Annotated in this window: 15 protein-coding genes; 11 read left to right on the top strand and 4 right to left on the bottom strand. The window is 37.8% G+C overall.

Translation table 11 applies throughout. The features are described 5' to 3' along the window. Window positions 1–70 precede the first annotated feature (70 nt). The 4 genes from iolB to fba all read left to right on the top strand — a co-directional run bounded on the left by iolB (window position 71) and on the right by fba (window position 4,803). On the top strand, window positions 71–889 hold the full coding sequence (gene iolB, locus MHB40_RS06605; RefSeq protein WP_342442814.1) for a 5-deoxy-glucuronate isomerase: 819 nt from the start codon (window positions 71–73) through the stop codon (window positions 887–889). A gap of 41 nt (window positions 890–930) precedes the next feature. Beyond that, window positions 931–1,911, top strand: coding sequence for a 5-dehydro-2-deoxygluconokinase (iolC, locus tag MHB40_RS06600; protein ID WP_205442149.1), 981 nt, complete (start codon window positions 931–933; stop codon window positions 1,909–1,911). Between the two features lie 75 nt (window positions 1,912–1,986). Continuing rightward, a complete protein-coding gene (gene iolD, locus MHB40_RS06595; RefSeq protein WP_004232238.1) occupies window positions 1,987–3,900 on the top strand; it encodes a 3D-(3,5/4)-trihydroxycyclohexane-1,2-dione acylhydrolase (decyclizing) in 1,914 nt (637 codons plus the stop codon). A 45-nt stretch (window positions 3,901–3,945) separates the two neighbouring features. After that, window positions 3,946–4,803, top strand: a complete 858-nt coding sequence (gene fba / locus MHB40_RS06590; RefSeq protein ID WP_342534144.1) for a class II fructose-1,6-bisphosphate aldolase — start codon at window positions 3,946–3,948, stop codon at window positions 4,801–4,803. Between the two features lie 87 nt (window positions 4,804–4,890). Here the strand turns inward: fba and MHB40_RS06585 are convergent, their stop codons facing one another. Beyond that, window positions 4,891–5,754 (bottom strand): AraC family transcriptional regulator, encoded by an 864-nt coding sequence (locus tag MHB40_RS06585; RefSeq protein WP_342534143.1) that lies wholly within the window; start codon window positions 5,752–5,754, stop codon window positions 4,891–4,893. A 279-nt stretch (window positions 5,755–6,033) separates the two neighbouring features. Between MHB40_RS06585 and MHB40_RS06580 the strand changes: the two genes are divergently transcribed. Together MHB40_RS06580 and MHB40_RS06575 are read left to right on the top strand one after the other, a co-directional pair. Continuing rightward, entirely contained in the window at window positions 6,034–7,269 is a 1,236-nt protein-coding gene (locus MHB40_RS06580) for an MFS transporter (RefSeq protein WP_342534142.1), read from the top strand. A 25-nt stretch (window positions 7,270–7,294) separates the two neighbouring features. Beyond that, window positions 7,295–8,701, top strand: coding sequence for a M20 family metallopeptidase (locus MHB40_RS06575; protein WP_342442810.1), 1,407 nt, complete (start codon window positions 7,295–7,297; stop codon window positions 8,699–8,701). Window positions 8,702–9,314: 613 nt separating this feature from the next. On the opposite strand, the gene MHB40_RS06570 is transcribed toward MHB40_RS06575, so the two are convergent. Continuing rightward, window positions 9,315–10,610, bottom strand: a complete 1,296-nt coding sequence (locus tag MHB40_RS06570; protein ID WP_342442809.1) for an ArsR family transcriptional regulator — start codon at window positions 10,608–10,610, stop codon at window positions 9,315–9,317. 132 nt (window positions 10,611–10,742) lie between these two features. Between MHB40_RS06570 and MHB40_RS06565 the strand changes: the two genes are divergently transcribed. Then, window positions 10,743–11,126 carry an NUDIX hydrolase gene (locus MHB40_RS06565; RefSeq protein WP_342442808.1) on the top strand — a complete coding sequence of 128 codons (384 nt, stop codon included), beginning with the start codon at window positions 10,743–10,745 and terminating at the stop codon, window positions 11,124–11,126. Window positions 11,127–11,174: 48 nt separating this feature from the next. Here MHB40_RS06565 and MHB40_RS06560 read toward each other — a convergent pair whose 3' ends face one another. Next, window positions 11,175–11,360, bottom strand: a complete 186-nt coding sequence (locus tag MHB40_RS06560) for a hypothetical protein (RefSeq protein WP_205442142.1) — start codon at window positions 11,358–11,360, stop codon at window positions 11,175–11,177. An 88-nt stretch (window positions 11,361–11,448) separates the two neighbouring features. Continuing rightward, window positions 11,449–12,783 carry a type I glutamate--ammonia ligase gene (gene glnA / locus MHB40_RS06555; protein ID WP_205442140.1) on the bottom strand — a complete coding sequence of 445 codons (1,335 nt, stop codon included), beginning with the start codon at window positions 12,781–12,783 and terminating at the stop codon, window positions 11,449–11,451. Window positions 12,784–13,367: 584 nt separating this feature from the next. On the opposite strand from glnA, the gene MHB40_RS06550 reads away from it, so the two are divergent. Genes MHB40_RS06550 through MHB40_RS06535 form a run of 4 tightly spaced genes read left to right on the top strand, consistent with a single transcriptional unit; the run spans window position 13,368 to window position 17,076 of the window. Then, the gene (locus MHB40_RS06550) at window positions 13,368–14,498 is read left to right on the top strand and encodes a SpoIIE family protein phosphatase (protein WP_342534141.1); all 1,131 of its coding nucleotides are present in this window, start codon (window positions 13,368–13,370) and stop codon (window positions 14,496–14,498) included. Between the two features lie 6 nt (window positions 14,499–14,504). Next, window positions 14,505–14,924 (top strand): ATP-binding protein, encoded by a 420-nt coding sequence (locus MHB40_RS06545; protein ID WP_342534140.1) that lies wholly within the window; start codon window positions 14,505–14,507, stop codon window positions 14,922–14,924. Between the two features lie 29 nt (window positions 14,925–14,953). Then, a complete protein-coding gene (locus tag MHB40_RS06540) occupies window positions 14,954–16,651 on the top strand; it encodes a methyl-accepting chemotaxis protein (RefSeq protein ID WP_342442805.1) in 1,698 nt (565 codons plus the stop codon). A 38-nt stretch (window positions 16,652–16,689) separates the two neighbouring features. Beyond that, window positions 16,690–17,076, top strand: coding sequence for an STAS domain-containing protein (locus MHB40_RS06535; protein ID WP_342442804.1), 387 nt, complete (start codon window positions 16,690–16,692; stop codon window positions 17,074–17,076). The last annotated feature ends 18 nt before the right edge of the window (window positions 17,077–17,094 follow it).

Raw genomic sequence — 17,094 nt, 5'->3', positions numbered from 1 at the left:
TCTCTCCCACTTCCCTTCTTTTTTCTACAGGTTAATTGGAAACCCTTTCTAAATAGGAGGAAGACGATAAATGAGTCAATTACTTAGAAAACCTGACAATAAAATAATTGCTGAAGGTGTAACTTTAGTGCATGAGGTAACAAAAGAAAACTCTGAATTAGTATATGTTGGTTTTAAAATGCTAGATTTAGAGCCACACGCAGTTTATAAAGAAACATTAACGGATTTAGAACTATGTATTGTAGCTTTAACTGGAAAAATCACTGTAACAGATGGCCAAGACAGCTATAAAGAAATTGGAACACGTCAATCTGTTTTTGAAAGAATACCAACAGATAGTGTTTATATTTCACATAATAAATCATTGAAAATCACAGCGAACACAAAAGCACGCGTCGCTCTTTGCTATGCCCCATCTGATCAAGAATTACCTACAAAATTCATTAAAGCATCTGATAATGGTATCGAAAATCGCGGTAAATACAATAATAAACGTTTAGTTCATAATATTTTACCTGATTCAACTCCATCAGCAAATAGCTTGCTTGTTGTAGAAGTAATTACAGAAACAGCTAATTGGTCAAGCTACCCTCCCCATAAACATGATCAAGACAATTTGCCAGAAGAATCATTTTTAGAAGAAAGCTATTACCACGAAATCAATCCACAGCAAGGTTTTATTTTTCAACGTGTTTACACTGATGACCGTTCATTAGATGAAACAATGGCTGTGGAAAACGGGGATGTGGTCCTTGTGCCAAAAGGTTATCACCCTGTAGGAGTTCCTGATGGTTATACTTCTTATTACTTAAATGTTATGGCTGGTCCAACTCGTATTTGGAAATTCAATAATGATAAAGATCATGAATGGATTATTCACCGTCCATAAAACTGTATTATTTATTTCATCTAATAAAAGGAGAGACCCCAATGGTACTGATATTTAATCAAAATAGAGAATTTGATATTATTGCAATTGGCCGTGCCTGTATCGACTTAAATGCAAACGAATACAATCGCCCAATGGAAGAAACGATGACTTTTACAAAATACGTTGGCGGTTCACCCGCCAATATCGCAATTGGTAGTAGTAAACTTGGCTTGAAGGCTGGATTTATTGGTAAAATCCCGCAAGATCAACATGGTCGTTTTATTAAACAATATATGAGTGAAAAGGGTGTGGACACTTCCAATATGGTGTTTGACACAGAGGGCCGTAAAGCAGGTTTAGCTTTCACAGAAATTCTTAGCCCTAGTGAATGTAGCATATTAATGTATCGTGATCATGTAGCGGACTTATATTTAGAGCCTTCTGAAGTAAACGAAGATTACATTAAAAAGACCAAAATTTTACTTGTTTCAGGTACAGCTCTTGCACTTAGCCCTTCTCGTGAAGCGGTATTCAAAGCAATTAGCTTAGCTAAAAAACATGCTGTTAAAGTTGTTTTCGAATTAGATTATCGTCCTTACACTTGGCATTCACAAGAAGAAACTTCCATTTACTATTCCTTAGTAGCGCAGCTTTCAAATGTTGTGATTGGTACTCGTGATGAGTACGATGTAATGGAGAATTTAGCTACACCAGGTAACAATGATGACACCGTAAAACATTTATTTGCACATGATGCAGAATTAGTTGTCATTAAACATGGTGTTGATGGCTCTTACGCTTACGAACCAAACGGAGCCACATATCATGGTCAAGCTTATAAAACCCAAGTATTAAAAACATTCGGTGCTGGTGATTCATATGCATCTGCTTTCTTATATGCCGTCGTTAACGGAAAAGATTATGAAACCGCCCTAAAGTATGGTAGTGCTTCCGCTTCAATAGTCGTTAGTAAGCATAGTTCATCTGAAGCCATGCCAACAGTACAAGACATTGAAGATCTTATTAAAGATCGTTCTTAATTAAACTAGTATGCCTCAGAGTAGTAGATTGTCATCTTTATTTGCTTATTAATTTTAGAAAGAAGGTTTTAATATATGAAAAAAAAGATTCGTCTAACAACAGGGCAAGCACTAGTAAAGTTTTTGAAACAGCAATATATCCATATTGATGGAAAAGAATTTCGATTCGTAGATGGAATCTTTAACATTTTTGGGCACGGCAATGTTTTAGGAATCGGACAAGCATTAGAACAATATGGGGAAGATTTAAAAATTTATCAAGGAAAAAATGAGCAGGGCATGGCACATGCAGCTATTGCCTTCAGTAAACAAAAGCTGCGTCAACAAATTTACGCAGTGACTACTTCTGTAGGCCCTGGTTCTGCAAACCTTGCAGCAGCAGCTGGAACAGCGTTAGCAAATAATATCCCTGTACTCTTTCTTCCTGGTGATGTTTTCTCCAGTAGACAGCCAAATCCTGTTTTACAACAAATAGAACATGAGCACAGTGCAGATATTTCTACTAATGATGCATTACGCGCTGTTTCCCGCTATTGGGATCGTGTTACACGACCAGAACAATTGATGTCTAGCTTAATTCGTGCATTTGAAGTAATGACAAATCCAGCAACTGCAGGCCCAGCAACTATTTGTATTGGACAGGACGTAGAAGGTGAAGCATTCGATTACGATGAAGCATTCTTTAAAAAGCGAGTCCATTATTTAGATCGTAAAGCACCAGTAGCACGTGAAAAACAAGGTGCCCTCGAGCTTATTAAAAAAAGTAAACGACCAGTCTTTGTAATTGGAGGCGGCGCTAAATATTCCGAAGCTCAAGAAGTATTAGCGCGTATATCCGAAAAATGCCATATCCCCTTAGTTGAAACACAGGCTGGTAAATCGACTATTGCTGCAAATTTCGCTAATAACCTAGGTGGCTTAGGTGTTACAGGTACTCTAGCAGCAAACAAAGCTGCCAAAGAAGCTGATCTAATTATTGGCCTAGGGACCCGTTACACAGATTTTACGACAGCATCAAAAACGGCATTTGATTTTGATAACGCTAAGTTTTTAAACATTAACATTAATCGTTTTCAAGCTTATAAATTAGATGCCTTCCAAGTTGTAGCAGATGTTCGCGCAACACTTGAACTGTTAGAGGCAGAATTACATGATTACCAATCCACTTTCGGCACACGAATTGTGGAATTAAAAGAAGAATGGACGAAAGAACGCAATCGCCTAAGTAATGTGACATATACACGTGAAGGTTTTGATCCAGAAATTAAAAACCATTTCTCACAATCTACTATTAATGAGTATGCTGATGCATTAAATACGACATTCGCTCAAACTACTGCATTATGCACGATCAACGATGCGATTGATGATGCTGCCATCGTGGTGACAGCTGCCGGCTCTTTACCAGGTGACATGCAACGCATTTGGAATCCTAAGTCAGCAAATACTTATAACGTGGAGTATGGGTACTCTTGCATGGGCTATGAAATTGCAGGTGCATTAGGTGCTAAACTAGCAGAACCTACCAAAGAAGTTTATGCAATGGTTGGTGATGGCAGTTTCCTTTTACTCCATTCAGAACTTGTAACCGCTTTGCAATACAATAAAAAAATTAATGTAATGTTATTCGATAACTCTGGCTTTGGCTGCATTAATAACTTACAAATGGGCCATGGTAGCGGTAGCTTCTTTACTGAATTCCGTACAGCTAATAATCAAATATTAAATATTGATTATGCAAAGGTCGCAGAAGGATATGGCGCAAAGGTTTATCGTGCTAACACGGTAGAAGAATTGAAATTCGCAATCGAAGATGCTAAAGAGCAAACTGTTTCCACGTTAATTGAAATGAAGGTATTACCAAAAACAATGACAGATGGCTACGAATCTTGGTGGAATGTTGGTGTAGCTGAAGTATCAAACAATGAAAAGATTCAAAAAGCTTATGAAGAAAACCAACATCATCGTGAAGCAGCACAACAATACTAATTTTTCAAAATAAATAATAGTTTTTTAGAAGACGAGGTGAATGTTATGGGATTTGTCACATTAAAGGATTTATTGCCACAGGCAAAAAAAAACCATTATGCTATTGGACAATTTAACATTAATAGTTTCCAATGGATAGAAGCCATATTACGTGCTGCTGAACAACAAAAATCACCTGTAGTTTTAGCATCATCAGATCGAATCGTTGATTATCTCGGTGGATTTAAATTAATCTCTGCTACAGCCGATAGAATGATAAAAGAGATGAACATTACAGTACCCGTAGCCCTCCATTTAGATCATGGTTTTACAGTTGAACGATGCATGGAAGCCATTGATGCAGGCTATAGTTCTGTTATGTACGATGGCTCTAAGCTTCCCTTAAAGGATAATATCACTACAACTCGTGAAGTTGTCGATTATGCCAAAAGGTATAACGTTTCAGTAGAGGCAGAAATCGGTTCTGTCGGTGGAACAGAAGATGGTGTTACTTCAGGTATTAAGTATGCAGATCCAAACGAATGCTATCAGTTAGTTGAATCGACAAATATCGATGTACTAGCAGCTGCATTAGGCTCAGTTCACGGACCTTATCAAGGCGAACCACAGCTTGCCTTTGATTTAATGAAAGAAATTTCTGAACATCTAAACGATATTCCTTTATCTTTACATGGCGGCTCCGGTATTCCTGAGCATCAAATTATTCAAACGATTGAATATGGCCATGCTAAAATAAACGTAAATACTGAATGTAATCAAGCATGGGCTCAAGCTATTCGTGAAATACTTACAAATAATCAAAATTTATATAACCCACCAGATATTTTAAAGACAGGTATGGATGCTATCGAAAGAGTTGTGTTTGAAAAGATACAATTATTTAATTCATTTAATAAAGCTTAGCATCTTGTATTGAACTATATTCCATAAAGCATCATTACAACAAAAATGGATTTGGTCAACTATTCGTTGACCAAATCCATTTCATCTTTACTTTATTGGAATCCAAATTTCTGAGTATGAATCAGGGCTGTAGGCGTCCTCTTCAGGGTAAACCTCAAGCTCCGCTGTTCCTGCTGGTTCGTATGGATTGGATGGGAACCACTCTGAATAAATTTGTTTCCACGTATTTTGCATCGCATCTGGCATAGGGCCATGTACCTCAAAGATAACCCATTTTGATGGAGGTACTTCCATTGTTAAGAGATCTTCTCCTACTTCTCCTACATGATCAGTAGCAATCCAATAATCAATGAAGCCTTTTTGTCCCTGGCTTGTATTTGGTACACAAACACCTAGTACGCCATTGATAGTGCCATTATTTAATTGATATAACTGATGGTCAAAGCCACTTTGATTCACTTCATGCCAAAATAGAGGGATTTCCCGTGTGTTCTCTCCATTTTGACAGTTGTACGTTCTTTTTACACCAACAATTTGAAACTTGTCTTTTTCTACAATTTTATACTTCATTGGTTCTGCTCCCTTCAAGCTTACCTGTATCACCAGGCGATTGTATGATTGTAATGGTCCTTGCTTCTTTCTTGCTTCACTGGGCGTTACATAATGCTGTTTACGAAACGCTTTGGTAAAGGCTTCAGGAGTTTCATAGCCGTATTTGTAGGCGAGATCGATTATTTTTTGTTCCGTACCCATTAATTCTTGTGCAGCTAATGTTAATCTTCTTCGACGTAGATAATCTGCAATAGACATATCTGTTAAAATGGCAAATGTTCGTTGAAAATGAAAGACCGATGAATTAACCTCCTGTGCAATCTGTTCAATCGTAATATCCTCTAATAAATGATCCTCCATAAAATTAATGGCCTTTTGAATCGACTCAATCCAACTCATTGCTCTCACTCCTTGATCCCATCATAAAATAGATATTGCTGTATAACCTGTCTTTTTATGCTAACTTTGGACAGGTTATAAGGGAAGTATTTTTTTATGGACTACTCTCTTTGCTTAATTTCGTCCTTTATATACACTTTTTTCTCTTTCTCCTCTAAATTTCATTGTACTCGAAATCAAAATATATTGAAAAATAACAATAATGTATTTATAATAACGGACAAGACCTTTATTGTCCTTAAATAAAAATAAAGAGTCTTAAAAAGGAGGAAGAATTGAATGAATGATTTACATACGCAACTGAGTGTTGGCAAACGAAATTTTATCTTTTCACTACTATTTCTAGCATGGCTAGTCGATTCATTAACATTGTTCGGCATGAATGTGGCCATCATCCCCATCAGTAAAGAATTGCATTTAACACAAACACAAAGCGGGATGGTCATCAGTAGCTTTTGGCTAAGCAGTGCACTAATGACATTGCTAGCAGGTTGGGCATCTGATAAGTTTGGCTCAAGGAAAATAATTGTTATTGCTGTATTCATGATTTCCCTCTTCTCCCTACTGACTGGGATGATTGGCTCTTTTATGGCTATTTTAGCTATTCGTTTTATTCTCGGTCTTGGTGATGGTGGTTTGCCGACAGGTAGTGGTGTTGCCATTACGGAGATTTTCAAAAAGGATGTTCGTGCACGAGCTAAATCGATGCTACTAGCAGCTCAATTAATTGGTGGCGTTCTTGCTTTATATTTGGCTGGTTTAATTGCTGATACTTGGGGCTGGCGCGCAATGTTTTACATCATTGGTGGTGTAGGCTTAATTGTCACTCTTTTATTGTTTAAGTTTTACAATCCACCAAAGCTTGTCAAACAACAGGCAACAGCAGTAGAAACTTCGGATGGTCGTCCAATGAAAGAGCTCTATAAAAGTTCATTTTTATGGGTTCTTGTCGTGATGTACTTTTGCTCAAGTACAGTCCATTGGGGATTCTCCTCTTGGCTACCTTCCTATTTGGAACAAACTCGGAATTTAAATTTACGAGAAGTAGGATCACTTGCTATGATTCCACAGGCTTGTGGATTAATCGCAGCTATTATCACAGGGTTTTTAATCGATAAGGCACTGGCCGGAAAAGAAAAAGTAATTGTTTTTGTTGGTGCCATTGTTTCGGGCCTATGCTTGTATATGATGTTCAATGCATCAAGTATTCAGTTAGCTATTTCCTATCAAAGTATCTTTTCAATCGGTGATGCAGCCATCTCAATGGCAATCTTAGCCATTCCACTTAAGTATGTTTCTCAAAAAATCATAGGCTCGTTTTTAGGTATGATGTATTTCGCTAGTGGTATGGCAGGTTTTATTGCACCAACAGCCATGGGTGCCCTTATTGATGGTTTTGGTGGTTCATTCCAAGCAGCATTCTTCTTCCTGATCGGCGCCCTAGTCATCGTTGTAATTTGTGCGGTAATCTATAGAATCCCATCAAAGAATAGTAGTTTAATTGATCATGCTTAAAAAAGAAAGGTAAGGGTGAGTTTATTTGACTAAACATAGTAGACTATCTCAAATTATTGAAGAAAAACGAGAAAAATTAATTGAAGTGAGCAATCAAATTTGGCAGTATGCTGAAACAGGATTTGAAGAGTTTAAATCTGCTGAACTATTATGCAAGGCACTAGTGGATGAAGGATTTGAAGTGGATAAAGGTGTTGCCCAAATTGAAACCGCCTTCATGGGAACTTGCGGTAGCGGCAAACCTATCATCGCATTTCTTGGAGAATTCGATGCGCTTACTGGCTTAAGTCAAAGTGGTGGTATCGCACTGCCGAATCCACAACAAGTAGGAGGCAACGGTCATGGCTGCGGACACAATTTATTAGGTACAGGTTCACTTGCTGCTGCTATTGCATTACGTGATTACATGCAAGAGCACAATATCAAAGGGACTGTTCGCTATTATGGTTGTCCTGGCGAAGAAATTGGCGGTGGTAAGACCTTTATGGCAAGAGAGGGCGTTTTTGATGATGTCGATATTGCTTTGACTTGGCATCCAGGAACAACGAATAATATCATGTCGGTTGCTACACTTGCTTGTTACGAAGTATATTTTAAATTTAAAGGCAAAAGCGCCCATGCAGCTGCTAGCCCACACTTAGGGAGAAGTGCTCTTGATGCTGTGGAGCTGATGAATATCGGAGTAAACTATTTACGGGAGCATATCATTCCAGAAGCACGGGTCCATTATGCCCTTACAAATACAGGCGGTTCTTCTCCAAATGTTGTACAAGCAGAGGCAGAAGTATTGTATTTTGTAAGAGCCCCAAGAGTTTCTCAAACGGAGGATATCTACCAACGTATTTGTGATATTGCAAGAGGTGCTGCTCTGATGACAGGTACTGAGGTAGACATTGATCTAGCCTCAGCTCTTTCTAATGTGATACCTAATACAACATTAGAACAGGTTATGCATGAAAACTTCGTCAAATTAGGTGTACCTTCTTATACAGATGAGGAACTACAATTTGCAAGGGCTATTCGTGAAACATTATCGGAAGAGGAAAAAAAGGTGGATGTGCAAAGAAATCGTGAATTAGCTGGAAAAGATATGGCGGATGTCATTGACCCATTCAAGCCAGATGAATTTATGGCTGGGTCTACAGATGTTGGTGATGTTAGCTGGCTTGTTCCAACTGCACAATGTATGACGGCATGTGAACCACTTGGAACCCCTCTTCATACATGGCAAATTGTAGCGACAGGAACAACTTCCTTAGCACATAAAGGCATGCTTCACGCAGGTAAAATTATGGCTTCCACAGCACTGGATGTTCTTCTACAACCAGCATTAATTGAACAAGCGAAGGCAGAATTAATTGAACGTCGAGCTGGTGAGGTGTACACTTCCCCACTCCCATCAGACGTCAAGCAATACAAAATTCGCTCGTAGCATAAAAGAGAGTCCGTATTATGGACTCTCTTTTCATGTTGTTGAAAAAAGATGATGTCAACGGCAGAAAAAGCAACTTTGCAAGGTGAGGGGTTGATTTCCGTTCCGCCAGCGTCCTTTCCAGGGGGCGTCCGAGGAGCCGCTTCACTCACTTTCGTTCGCTCCAGGGTCTCCTCTGTGACGCTAAATCCCCTAGGAGTGACGCTGGCTCCACTCCAATCAACCATGTGCAGAAGTGTCTTTTCCTTATCTTTCATACTAGCCGTAGCGATCAAAATAGCCCATGATTTGTATAATTAGATAGGCTCTTATTTTCAATGTAGTGACAACACCCCTTCATAAAGAGTAGTGAACACCTTCACTTTATTTGAAAACCTTTGCTAAAAAGGTAACACTTTTGTGGGTTGGAGTGGAAGGCTACTTGACTCCCGTGGGATAGCGAGACAGGCGAGCCCCTGCACGGAGCGGTAGCGGAGGAAGCGGCTCGGCGCTCGCCCACAGGAAAGCAAGTAGCCTGCAACGGAAACCATTTTCACCTTTCACAAAAATTCTATTGATGGTTTTGTTTTTCAACAATATGAAATGAGAGTCCATGTAATTATGGACTCTCTTTTTAGAATGGAGAAATTTTATAAACCTTCCGTGGACGTCCGCGTGTGTGGGGTTTTTCCTCTGCAACTACTTCAGCGAATCCTTTTTCCTCAAGGGTTGTTAATATTCGGCGTGCACTTCGAGCTGGTATTTGCATATATTTAGCTAGCTCATTAGCATTCAGCTCATCACTTGCTAATTTTTTCAATGATGACTTTAACTTATTTAATGTCATCACACTTAAGGAGGTTTCTTGACTTAAAGCCTCTAATTCTTCTGAGGTATAGGAATATGTAAGTTGTTCAGGCTTTCCAAGGGGTCCAGCGATTTTTTTATCATCAAAACAAACCATCCATGATCCCTTACCACAGTCCTTTGCATGCAATAAGGCATTTCCAGCGTTAATTTCTGCGTCATATACTGTTTGACCAATTCCAATTCCACAAGTCATGGCCTCTTGATCTAGTTGTGTGAAATCTTCTATATCAGGTATTTGGCTAAAATTCTTCGTGATGTCCTCCATTAAACCTCTCGTCGTGAAAATCACATAACGCCCAAATCTTGTAGATTTAATGGAACCATGAATGCTTTTTGTATATGTTAGCAAATGCTCCATAATCTTCAGTTCCATTCTAAACAACTCATCTGTAGAAAAATTATTTTTTGCGATTCCTGAAAAAGGATCAATTTCGATAATTTGCACAGCAATTTGCGTCGCCTTATAACGTAACATTTCATATGTTCGTAGCATATTCGTAATAACGGCTTCTACTGCCATTGAGGATGGGAACAGTCGATAGGTTGGAACACCTAGCTGTTGTAGCTCATGATGAATGGGATGACCTGTAATGGCCGCCTTTGTTTGGCCACTTTCCCAAAGCTTAAAATGGTAGTGTACAAGCTCATTTAAGGAGATCGTCTCAGATTCCACAAATTTAGGCTTCACTTCGATTCCTGCCTCCACCAAAGCTTGCTCCCATGCATCACTATTACCAGCATCATAGCTAATCTCATTCACTTCGATTTTGTGTTCATACAATACCCTTAACACCGTTTTATATAAGGAAGATCCTTTATACATAACATAAAAAATGGGTGTCTTTAGCTGATTCCAACTTTGCACAATATCATAGGTGATTGGCCCTGTACACAGCCACATATCCATTTCTTCTTGCAATAGAGGTGTCACTTTTTCATCTAAATCCGCTTCTGCGAGACATTCTATCGAGGTACATATAAACTCTGGCCAATTTTTCAAGACCGCTTCGACAAATTCAATTGAGTCTGAAGGGCCAAGAAGACCTAACCGTATTTTCAAGTACACCCCTCCTCTGTTCAATTAACATGATAATTTTATTATAGCAAAAGTATATAGAATTTTTCAGAAATCCATCTGTTTTTTACAATTACATACTTCATAGGTAAAAATAGATAAAAAGGGGTTTTACTTGTGAAATGGCAAGGTGCTGCCGCTATTTGTTTGAACAAAGACAATCAATTATTAATGGTTTTGCAAGGGAATAAGGATGAAGAAAAAACATGGGCTGTTCCATCAGGTGGTAAAGAGGCAACGGAAGATTTTAGGGCTTGCTGTATTCGAGAGGTTTATGAAGAAACAGGCTATATCGTAACGATTCTTAAAGAAATTCATCATAAGCAGAATGAAATTGTGGAGGTATATTACTTTGAAACTGTCCTGGCTGGCGGACAAATGCTAATTCAAGATCCTGACGAATTAATTTATGACATCGCATGGAAATCTAAGGACGAAGTTGCCCGATTACCATTAACCTTTCTAGAAGATCGAGTCTTTCTATTATCTTTATTTATTTGAATAAAAAAAGTCACGTCTCATCGACATGACCCCATCTTGTTAAATGTTCTAATCATTTTGCTGATAAATAATTAAAGCAGAATGGATGACTGTCTGTTCTCCAATAAAGAGCGTATTGTATTTGATATCAAGTATTAAAAAGCCTTTTAAATCTACTAAAGCCCGGTTAATATCAAGTTCAAATTGCACAATATCATTGTTTTGAATTGTCACAACTTGAGTTATTTGTGTCATTGCCCACACTCCTTTAATCTTATGATAGAGCAAAAAGAAGTTCATGTCACATAAAAAAGTTGGGGCAAAAAATAACCCCAACACTTTTTTAGTACATCTTTAAATACTCCTCACGCTCCCAATTATGGACACGTGTGCGATATTTATTCCATTCAATCTCTTTTGCAGCTGTAAATTTATCGTAAATATGGTCACCCAGTGCATCACGAACAATGGCATCCATCTCTAATTCGATTAGCGCAAATTCCAATGAGGATGGTAAACTGTCAATCCCATTCAACTCCCGCTCCGCTGCTGTCATTTTATAAATATTACGATCTACCGCAGCTGGTGGCGTTAAATCTTTACGTATGCCATCTAGTCCAGATGCTAGAATAACAGCCATTGCTAAATACGGGTTTGCTGCTGGGTCAACTGAACGCAATTCAATTCGTGTAGATAGTCCACGAGCTGCTGGAATACGAATTAGTGGTGAGCGGTTTTGAGCTGACCATGCTACATAGCAAGGTGCCTCATAGCCAGGTACTAATCGTTTATAGGAATTGACAAGTGGATTCGTGATAGCCGTAAAGCCATGTACATGCTTCATGATTCCTGCCATAAAGCTACGTGCGGTTGCACTTAATTGTAAGTCAGCATGTTCATCGTAGAAGGCATTTTTATCACCTTCAAATAACGATAAGTTAAAATGCATTCCTGACCCATTGACCCCAAATAGTGGCTTTGGCATAAATGTTGCGTGGAGGCCATGCTGTGCAGCAATGGTTTTTACGACTAGTTTAAATGTTTGAATATTATCACATGCCTCAATGGCACTGGCATACTTAAAGTCAATTTCATGCTGGCCAGGTGCTACTTCATGATGAGAAGCTTCAATTTCAAAGCCCATTCCCTCTAACTCTAAAACGATGTCACGACGACAGTTCTCCCCCAAATCAGTTGGCGCTAAATCAAAATAGCCCCCACTATCATTTAATTCCAGTGTTGGGTGTCCCTTTTCGTCCAGCTTGAACAGGAAAAACTCAGGCTCTGGTCCTAAATTAAACGAAGTAAAGCCTAGCTCCTCCATTTCCTTTAATACACGTTTTAAATTGGAGCGTGGGTCTCCTTCAAACGGTGTACCATCTGGTCTCGCAATATCACAAATAAAGCGAGCTACTTTCCCTTTTTCAGCAGTCCAAGGAAAAATTACGAAGGTATCGATATCGGGCTTTAAATACATATCTGATTCTTCAATACGCACAAAACCCTCGATTGAAGAGCCATCAAACATGACTTTATTATCTAACGCTTTCTCTAATTGACTGACAGGCACTTCCACATTTTTAATTGTTCCTAATATATCTGTAAATTGTAGGCGAATAAATTTCACATTTTCTTCCTTCACTCGGCGTACAATATCTTCTTTTGTATAATGTTTCATTCTTCACCACTCCAATGTAATTTTAGTTAACATGTTATTTATTACTGTTCTTAAAATACATTAAAAATGGAGAATACGCAATATGTATGTAAGGTTTTATAACATGCATATTATCGAATATATTAATCCCTTTTTTAGATTAATTTTTTTATCACATTTCCTTCTAAAATAGCGTTCTTTCATCTTAAATAAAGGACAAAATTACTACTTTCTACAAAAGGTCTTTAGTCTTACAAAAATCCTTTGTCTGTCTAATGATTGGACAGTTTATTTGCATGATTAGGAGCGAAGCGTTTTCTACATCTTCATGCAGCAAATGCATATAACACAAGAACATTGCTAAAAACATAACCTTAGAACACTCTTCATGAGCTTGGATGTCAAAAACCCCATTGATTAAGTTTTACTTTATATCACAAAAGCCTTGTATAATGCCATATTTATTGGTAAATTTATAGCAAATTAGAATTTTAATTTATTCATATTATAAGTAAATACGGAGTATATATTATGGTTAGAAATCATTATGTTGGCTTCCAGGAAATATTTAGTTATAGATACATAAGGCGGTGAATTGAGTAGGCATGTCAGTATTAATTATTGGCAGCGTAAGTAATGATGTGCTGCGTCTGCAAAAATATTTTCATCGTATCGGCATCCCAAATATTCATTGCTTTTCAACAACGGAAGTAGCAATGAATTATTTAGTAGATTCATCTTTGAAAGATGAGCTAGAATTAATCGTACTCGACACTAAAATGACACTCAGAAATTGCGAGGAAATTTGTCAGCACATTCATGTACTTAAAAATTGGATAGAAGTCCCTATCCTTCTATCTACTACCTACGAAAAAACCATAACAATCGATAGGGTATTTGAAGCTGGTATTTTCGACTTTATTTTAAAACCTTTTGATTTCACTCAATTTAAGACTCGCATTCAAGTAGCCTTAAAATATCAGAGGGAAGCCACGCTTCGAAAGCAGCAGGAAAGTATGATTCAAAAAGATTTGTTTGTTGCAAAAAAATTCCAAAAGAATGCACTATCTCCCCCATTAAATCTTGAGCATATACAGGTTGATGGTCTTTATGTAACATCCAATACACTAGGAGGTGACATGTACTGCTGGTTTAAAATTAATGAACATTTAACCGCCATTCTTCTGTATGATGCAATGGGGCATGGTATCGCTGCATCACTCGTTACTATGTCCATTAGATCCTTATTAAAAGGAATGATTACGAAGTTAATTGATCCAGTAGCAGTAATTCAAGAACTTAACCGCCAAATATACGAGCTATTTTCTGATGATATGGACCGTTTTTTAATGACGGCAATCTACATACTTCTAGATACAAAAAACGGAACTTTGCACTATGTGAATGCGGCTCATCCTTCTGGTTTTTTATTTGGAAAATATGGAGAAACAGTCTTCCTCCCAGCGAATACACCTATCCTCGGACTATTCCCTACTATTCAAATAAATAAAAAAACAATACCTTTATCAGGCTGGCACCGCATCATTCTTTATACGGATGGATTATTAACATTAAACGAGCAAAATTCAATTGATATGGACTTTTTCTACAGTTATGCTTCACAGGAAAATAGCTATGCACTACAAAAGTTTTCTCAAAAATACAATTTATTTGATAATGATTACAGTGATGACATCACAGTCGTTTCAATAACAATTACATTAAAGGGTAGGTGATTGAAGATGGAATTCACACTCAATGTAAATCTTGATACACAAGCTATAGCCTTTATTGATCAAGTAATGGAGAATTATACAGAGTTATATAATCTACCTTATAAACGAGAATTACGATTTGTTGTACATGAATTAGTCATCAATGCCGTAGAGGCTATGGGGAAAATTGACACACCCTCTCAAAAGGAGATCCAAATACATGTAACGCAATCATACGAAGAAATAAAGATAACAGTCACTGATGAAGCAAAAGGTATTGCCGAATATGACTGGGACAAAGTTCTCCAATTCGATTTAGACGAACTTGATTATTCTGATCGTGGACGCGGTTTATTTTTTGTCAAAAATATGGTCGACCACATTTGGTTTGAAAATATTTCAGAAACAAAATTTTTAGTTGGTATTTCAAAAAAGATTCATATATAAAGTAAACGTAAAATTGGGGGCGTGTTTTAATGAAGTTATCTATACGAAAAAAAATGAATCTGCTTATATTTGGTTGTATTATCTTACTTACTTCCCTTTTAGCAGGAGTCAATTTTTTTGTTGCCAAGAACAATCTATTAGAAAGTGCTGATACAAAGCTTCTATCAGATATACAGGTAAGCTATGAATATTTAGACGCTAAATATCCTGGAGAATGGTCCATTAAAAACAACCAACTCTATAAGGGCGATATCAATATGGTAGAAAATTTCGAGGCAGCTGATAAAGTTGGAGAACTCACAAACGGGAATGCTGTATCCATCTTTCAAAATGATACTCGTATAAGTACCAATATAGTGGATAACGGTCAACGCGCTTTAAATACAAAAGTTTCTGACGAGGTTGCTACTGTTGTGCTAGGAGAAAAAAAGCGCTTTATCGGTTCTGCAAATGTCTTAGGAAGTTTGCATCAAGCAGCCTATGATCCTATAGTAAATAGCCAAGGGGAGGTTATCGGCGTATGGGCAACCGCTGTCCCTACCGCTCCTTATATAAGCATTGCCACAAAATCAGCACTGGAGAATGTAGCCATTTCCTTAGTGATTGCCATTGTGATGATTGGAGGAATTAGTTGGTTCTTACAAAAACAAATTGTTAATCCGATTAATATTCTAAGTACAAATGCCAAAGAGCTGGCAGAACTAAACTTAAATGTTAAACTGTTAAACCCGAAAGGCAAAGATGAAATCGCTGAATTAGCGCGCGCATTTAGTAGTATGAAAAATCATTTAACAGAGACGATAACGATTGTGGCTGGTAGCGCACATCAAATCGCAAAGTCGTCACACACTTTAGCAGAATCATCCCATCAAACAAGTGAAGCATCTAACCAAATCGCATTGACAATGAATGAAATTGCTGTTGGTACTACGACTCAATCCGACCAGGCTGAACGAATCGTTTCCATGATGCAAAAAACGATCGAGGAAGTATCAAAGAGCTTACAAAAGGCCGAAATCACTTTAAATAGCGCTATTGAATCAACTCATATCGCACGCAAAGGAGAAGAAGCCATCAATGAAGCGATTATGCATTTAGGTGATGTGACGAAAACTGTGTCTTATGCAACTGATTCTATCCAGAAGTTAGGCAAGCGCTCTGAAGAAATTGGTGGTATTATTACCGTTATCACAGGCATTGCTGAGCAAACGAATCTGTTAGCACTCAATGCAGCCATCGAGGCAGCACGAGCAGGCGATCAAGGAAAAGGCTTTGCTGTCGTTGCATCAGAGGTTCGTCAGCTAGCAGAACAGTCAAGTTTAGCAGCAGGACAAATTACAAATCTCATTAATGATATCCAAGCTGAAACTTCTGTGACGGTAAGGACGATGGAAAGCAATTTATTGGCGGTCGAGGAGCAAGTAACAATCATTAATAAAGGTGGAAGTGCTTTAAAAGAAATCGTGGAGAAAGTTGTCGAAACAGAAGAAGGTGTCGAACAAATGAAGGTTGCATTTACACATGTTAACGACAACTCCTTAGGTGTGCAACAAGCTATCCAAGATATTTCACGTATTATCGAAGACGCTGCAGCAGCTACAGAGGAGATTGCCGCGACTTCTGAAGAGCAATATGCGACAGTTGCAGAAATTACACAAAGTTCAGATGAGCTATCATCAATTGCTGATAATTTACAAAATGAAGTTAATAAATTTAAGTTTGAATAAATCCCCAAACAAGTAAAGAAAAATGGAGGCGCTATAGGATGAATCAGAAGAACATTGCAATGAATATTGACACAAAGGCTGATTATATTGTGATTGCGTTTACTGGCGATTTAGAATACGGGATAATCGAAGATATAAAGTCAGAGCTGCAAACACTTAGCTTGGACACAAAACACGGATACATTATCGATATGCAAAGGGTTACAAATATTGATAGCACTGGATTCGGTATGATCGTCAATTTCGCTAAGAAGGTGTCTGTAAAAGATAAAAAAATTGCCATTATTGTCGTCGATGATTTCATTCGCAACTTATTCGCTATTTCACAGGTTGATAAAGTATTCCCTATTGCCAAAAGCGAAGAACAAGCAAAGAAAATTATTAAAGAAGATTGGCTAGGAGAGCTATCACTTAACGAGTATTAATCCTTGTCATACTAAAAA

Origin of the sequence: Lysinibacillus sp. FSL K6-0057 (assembly GCF_038630885.1) — a bacterium.
GTDB lineage: Bacteria > Bacillota > Bacilli > Bacillales_A > Planococcaceae > Lysinibacillus > Lysinibacillus fusiformis_F.
This window is presented reverse-complemented; position numbering and strand designations above follow the sequence as displayed.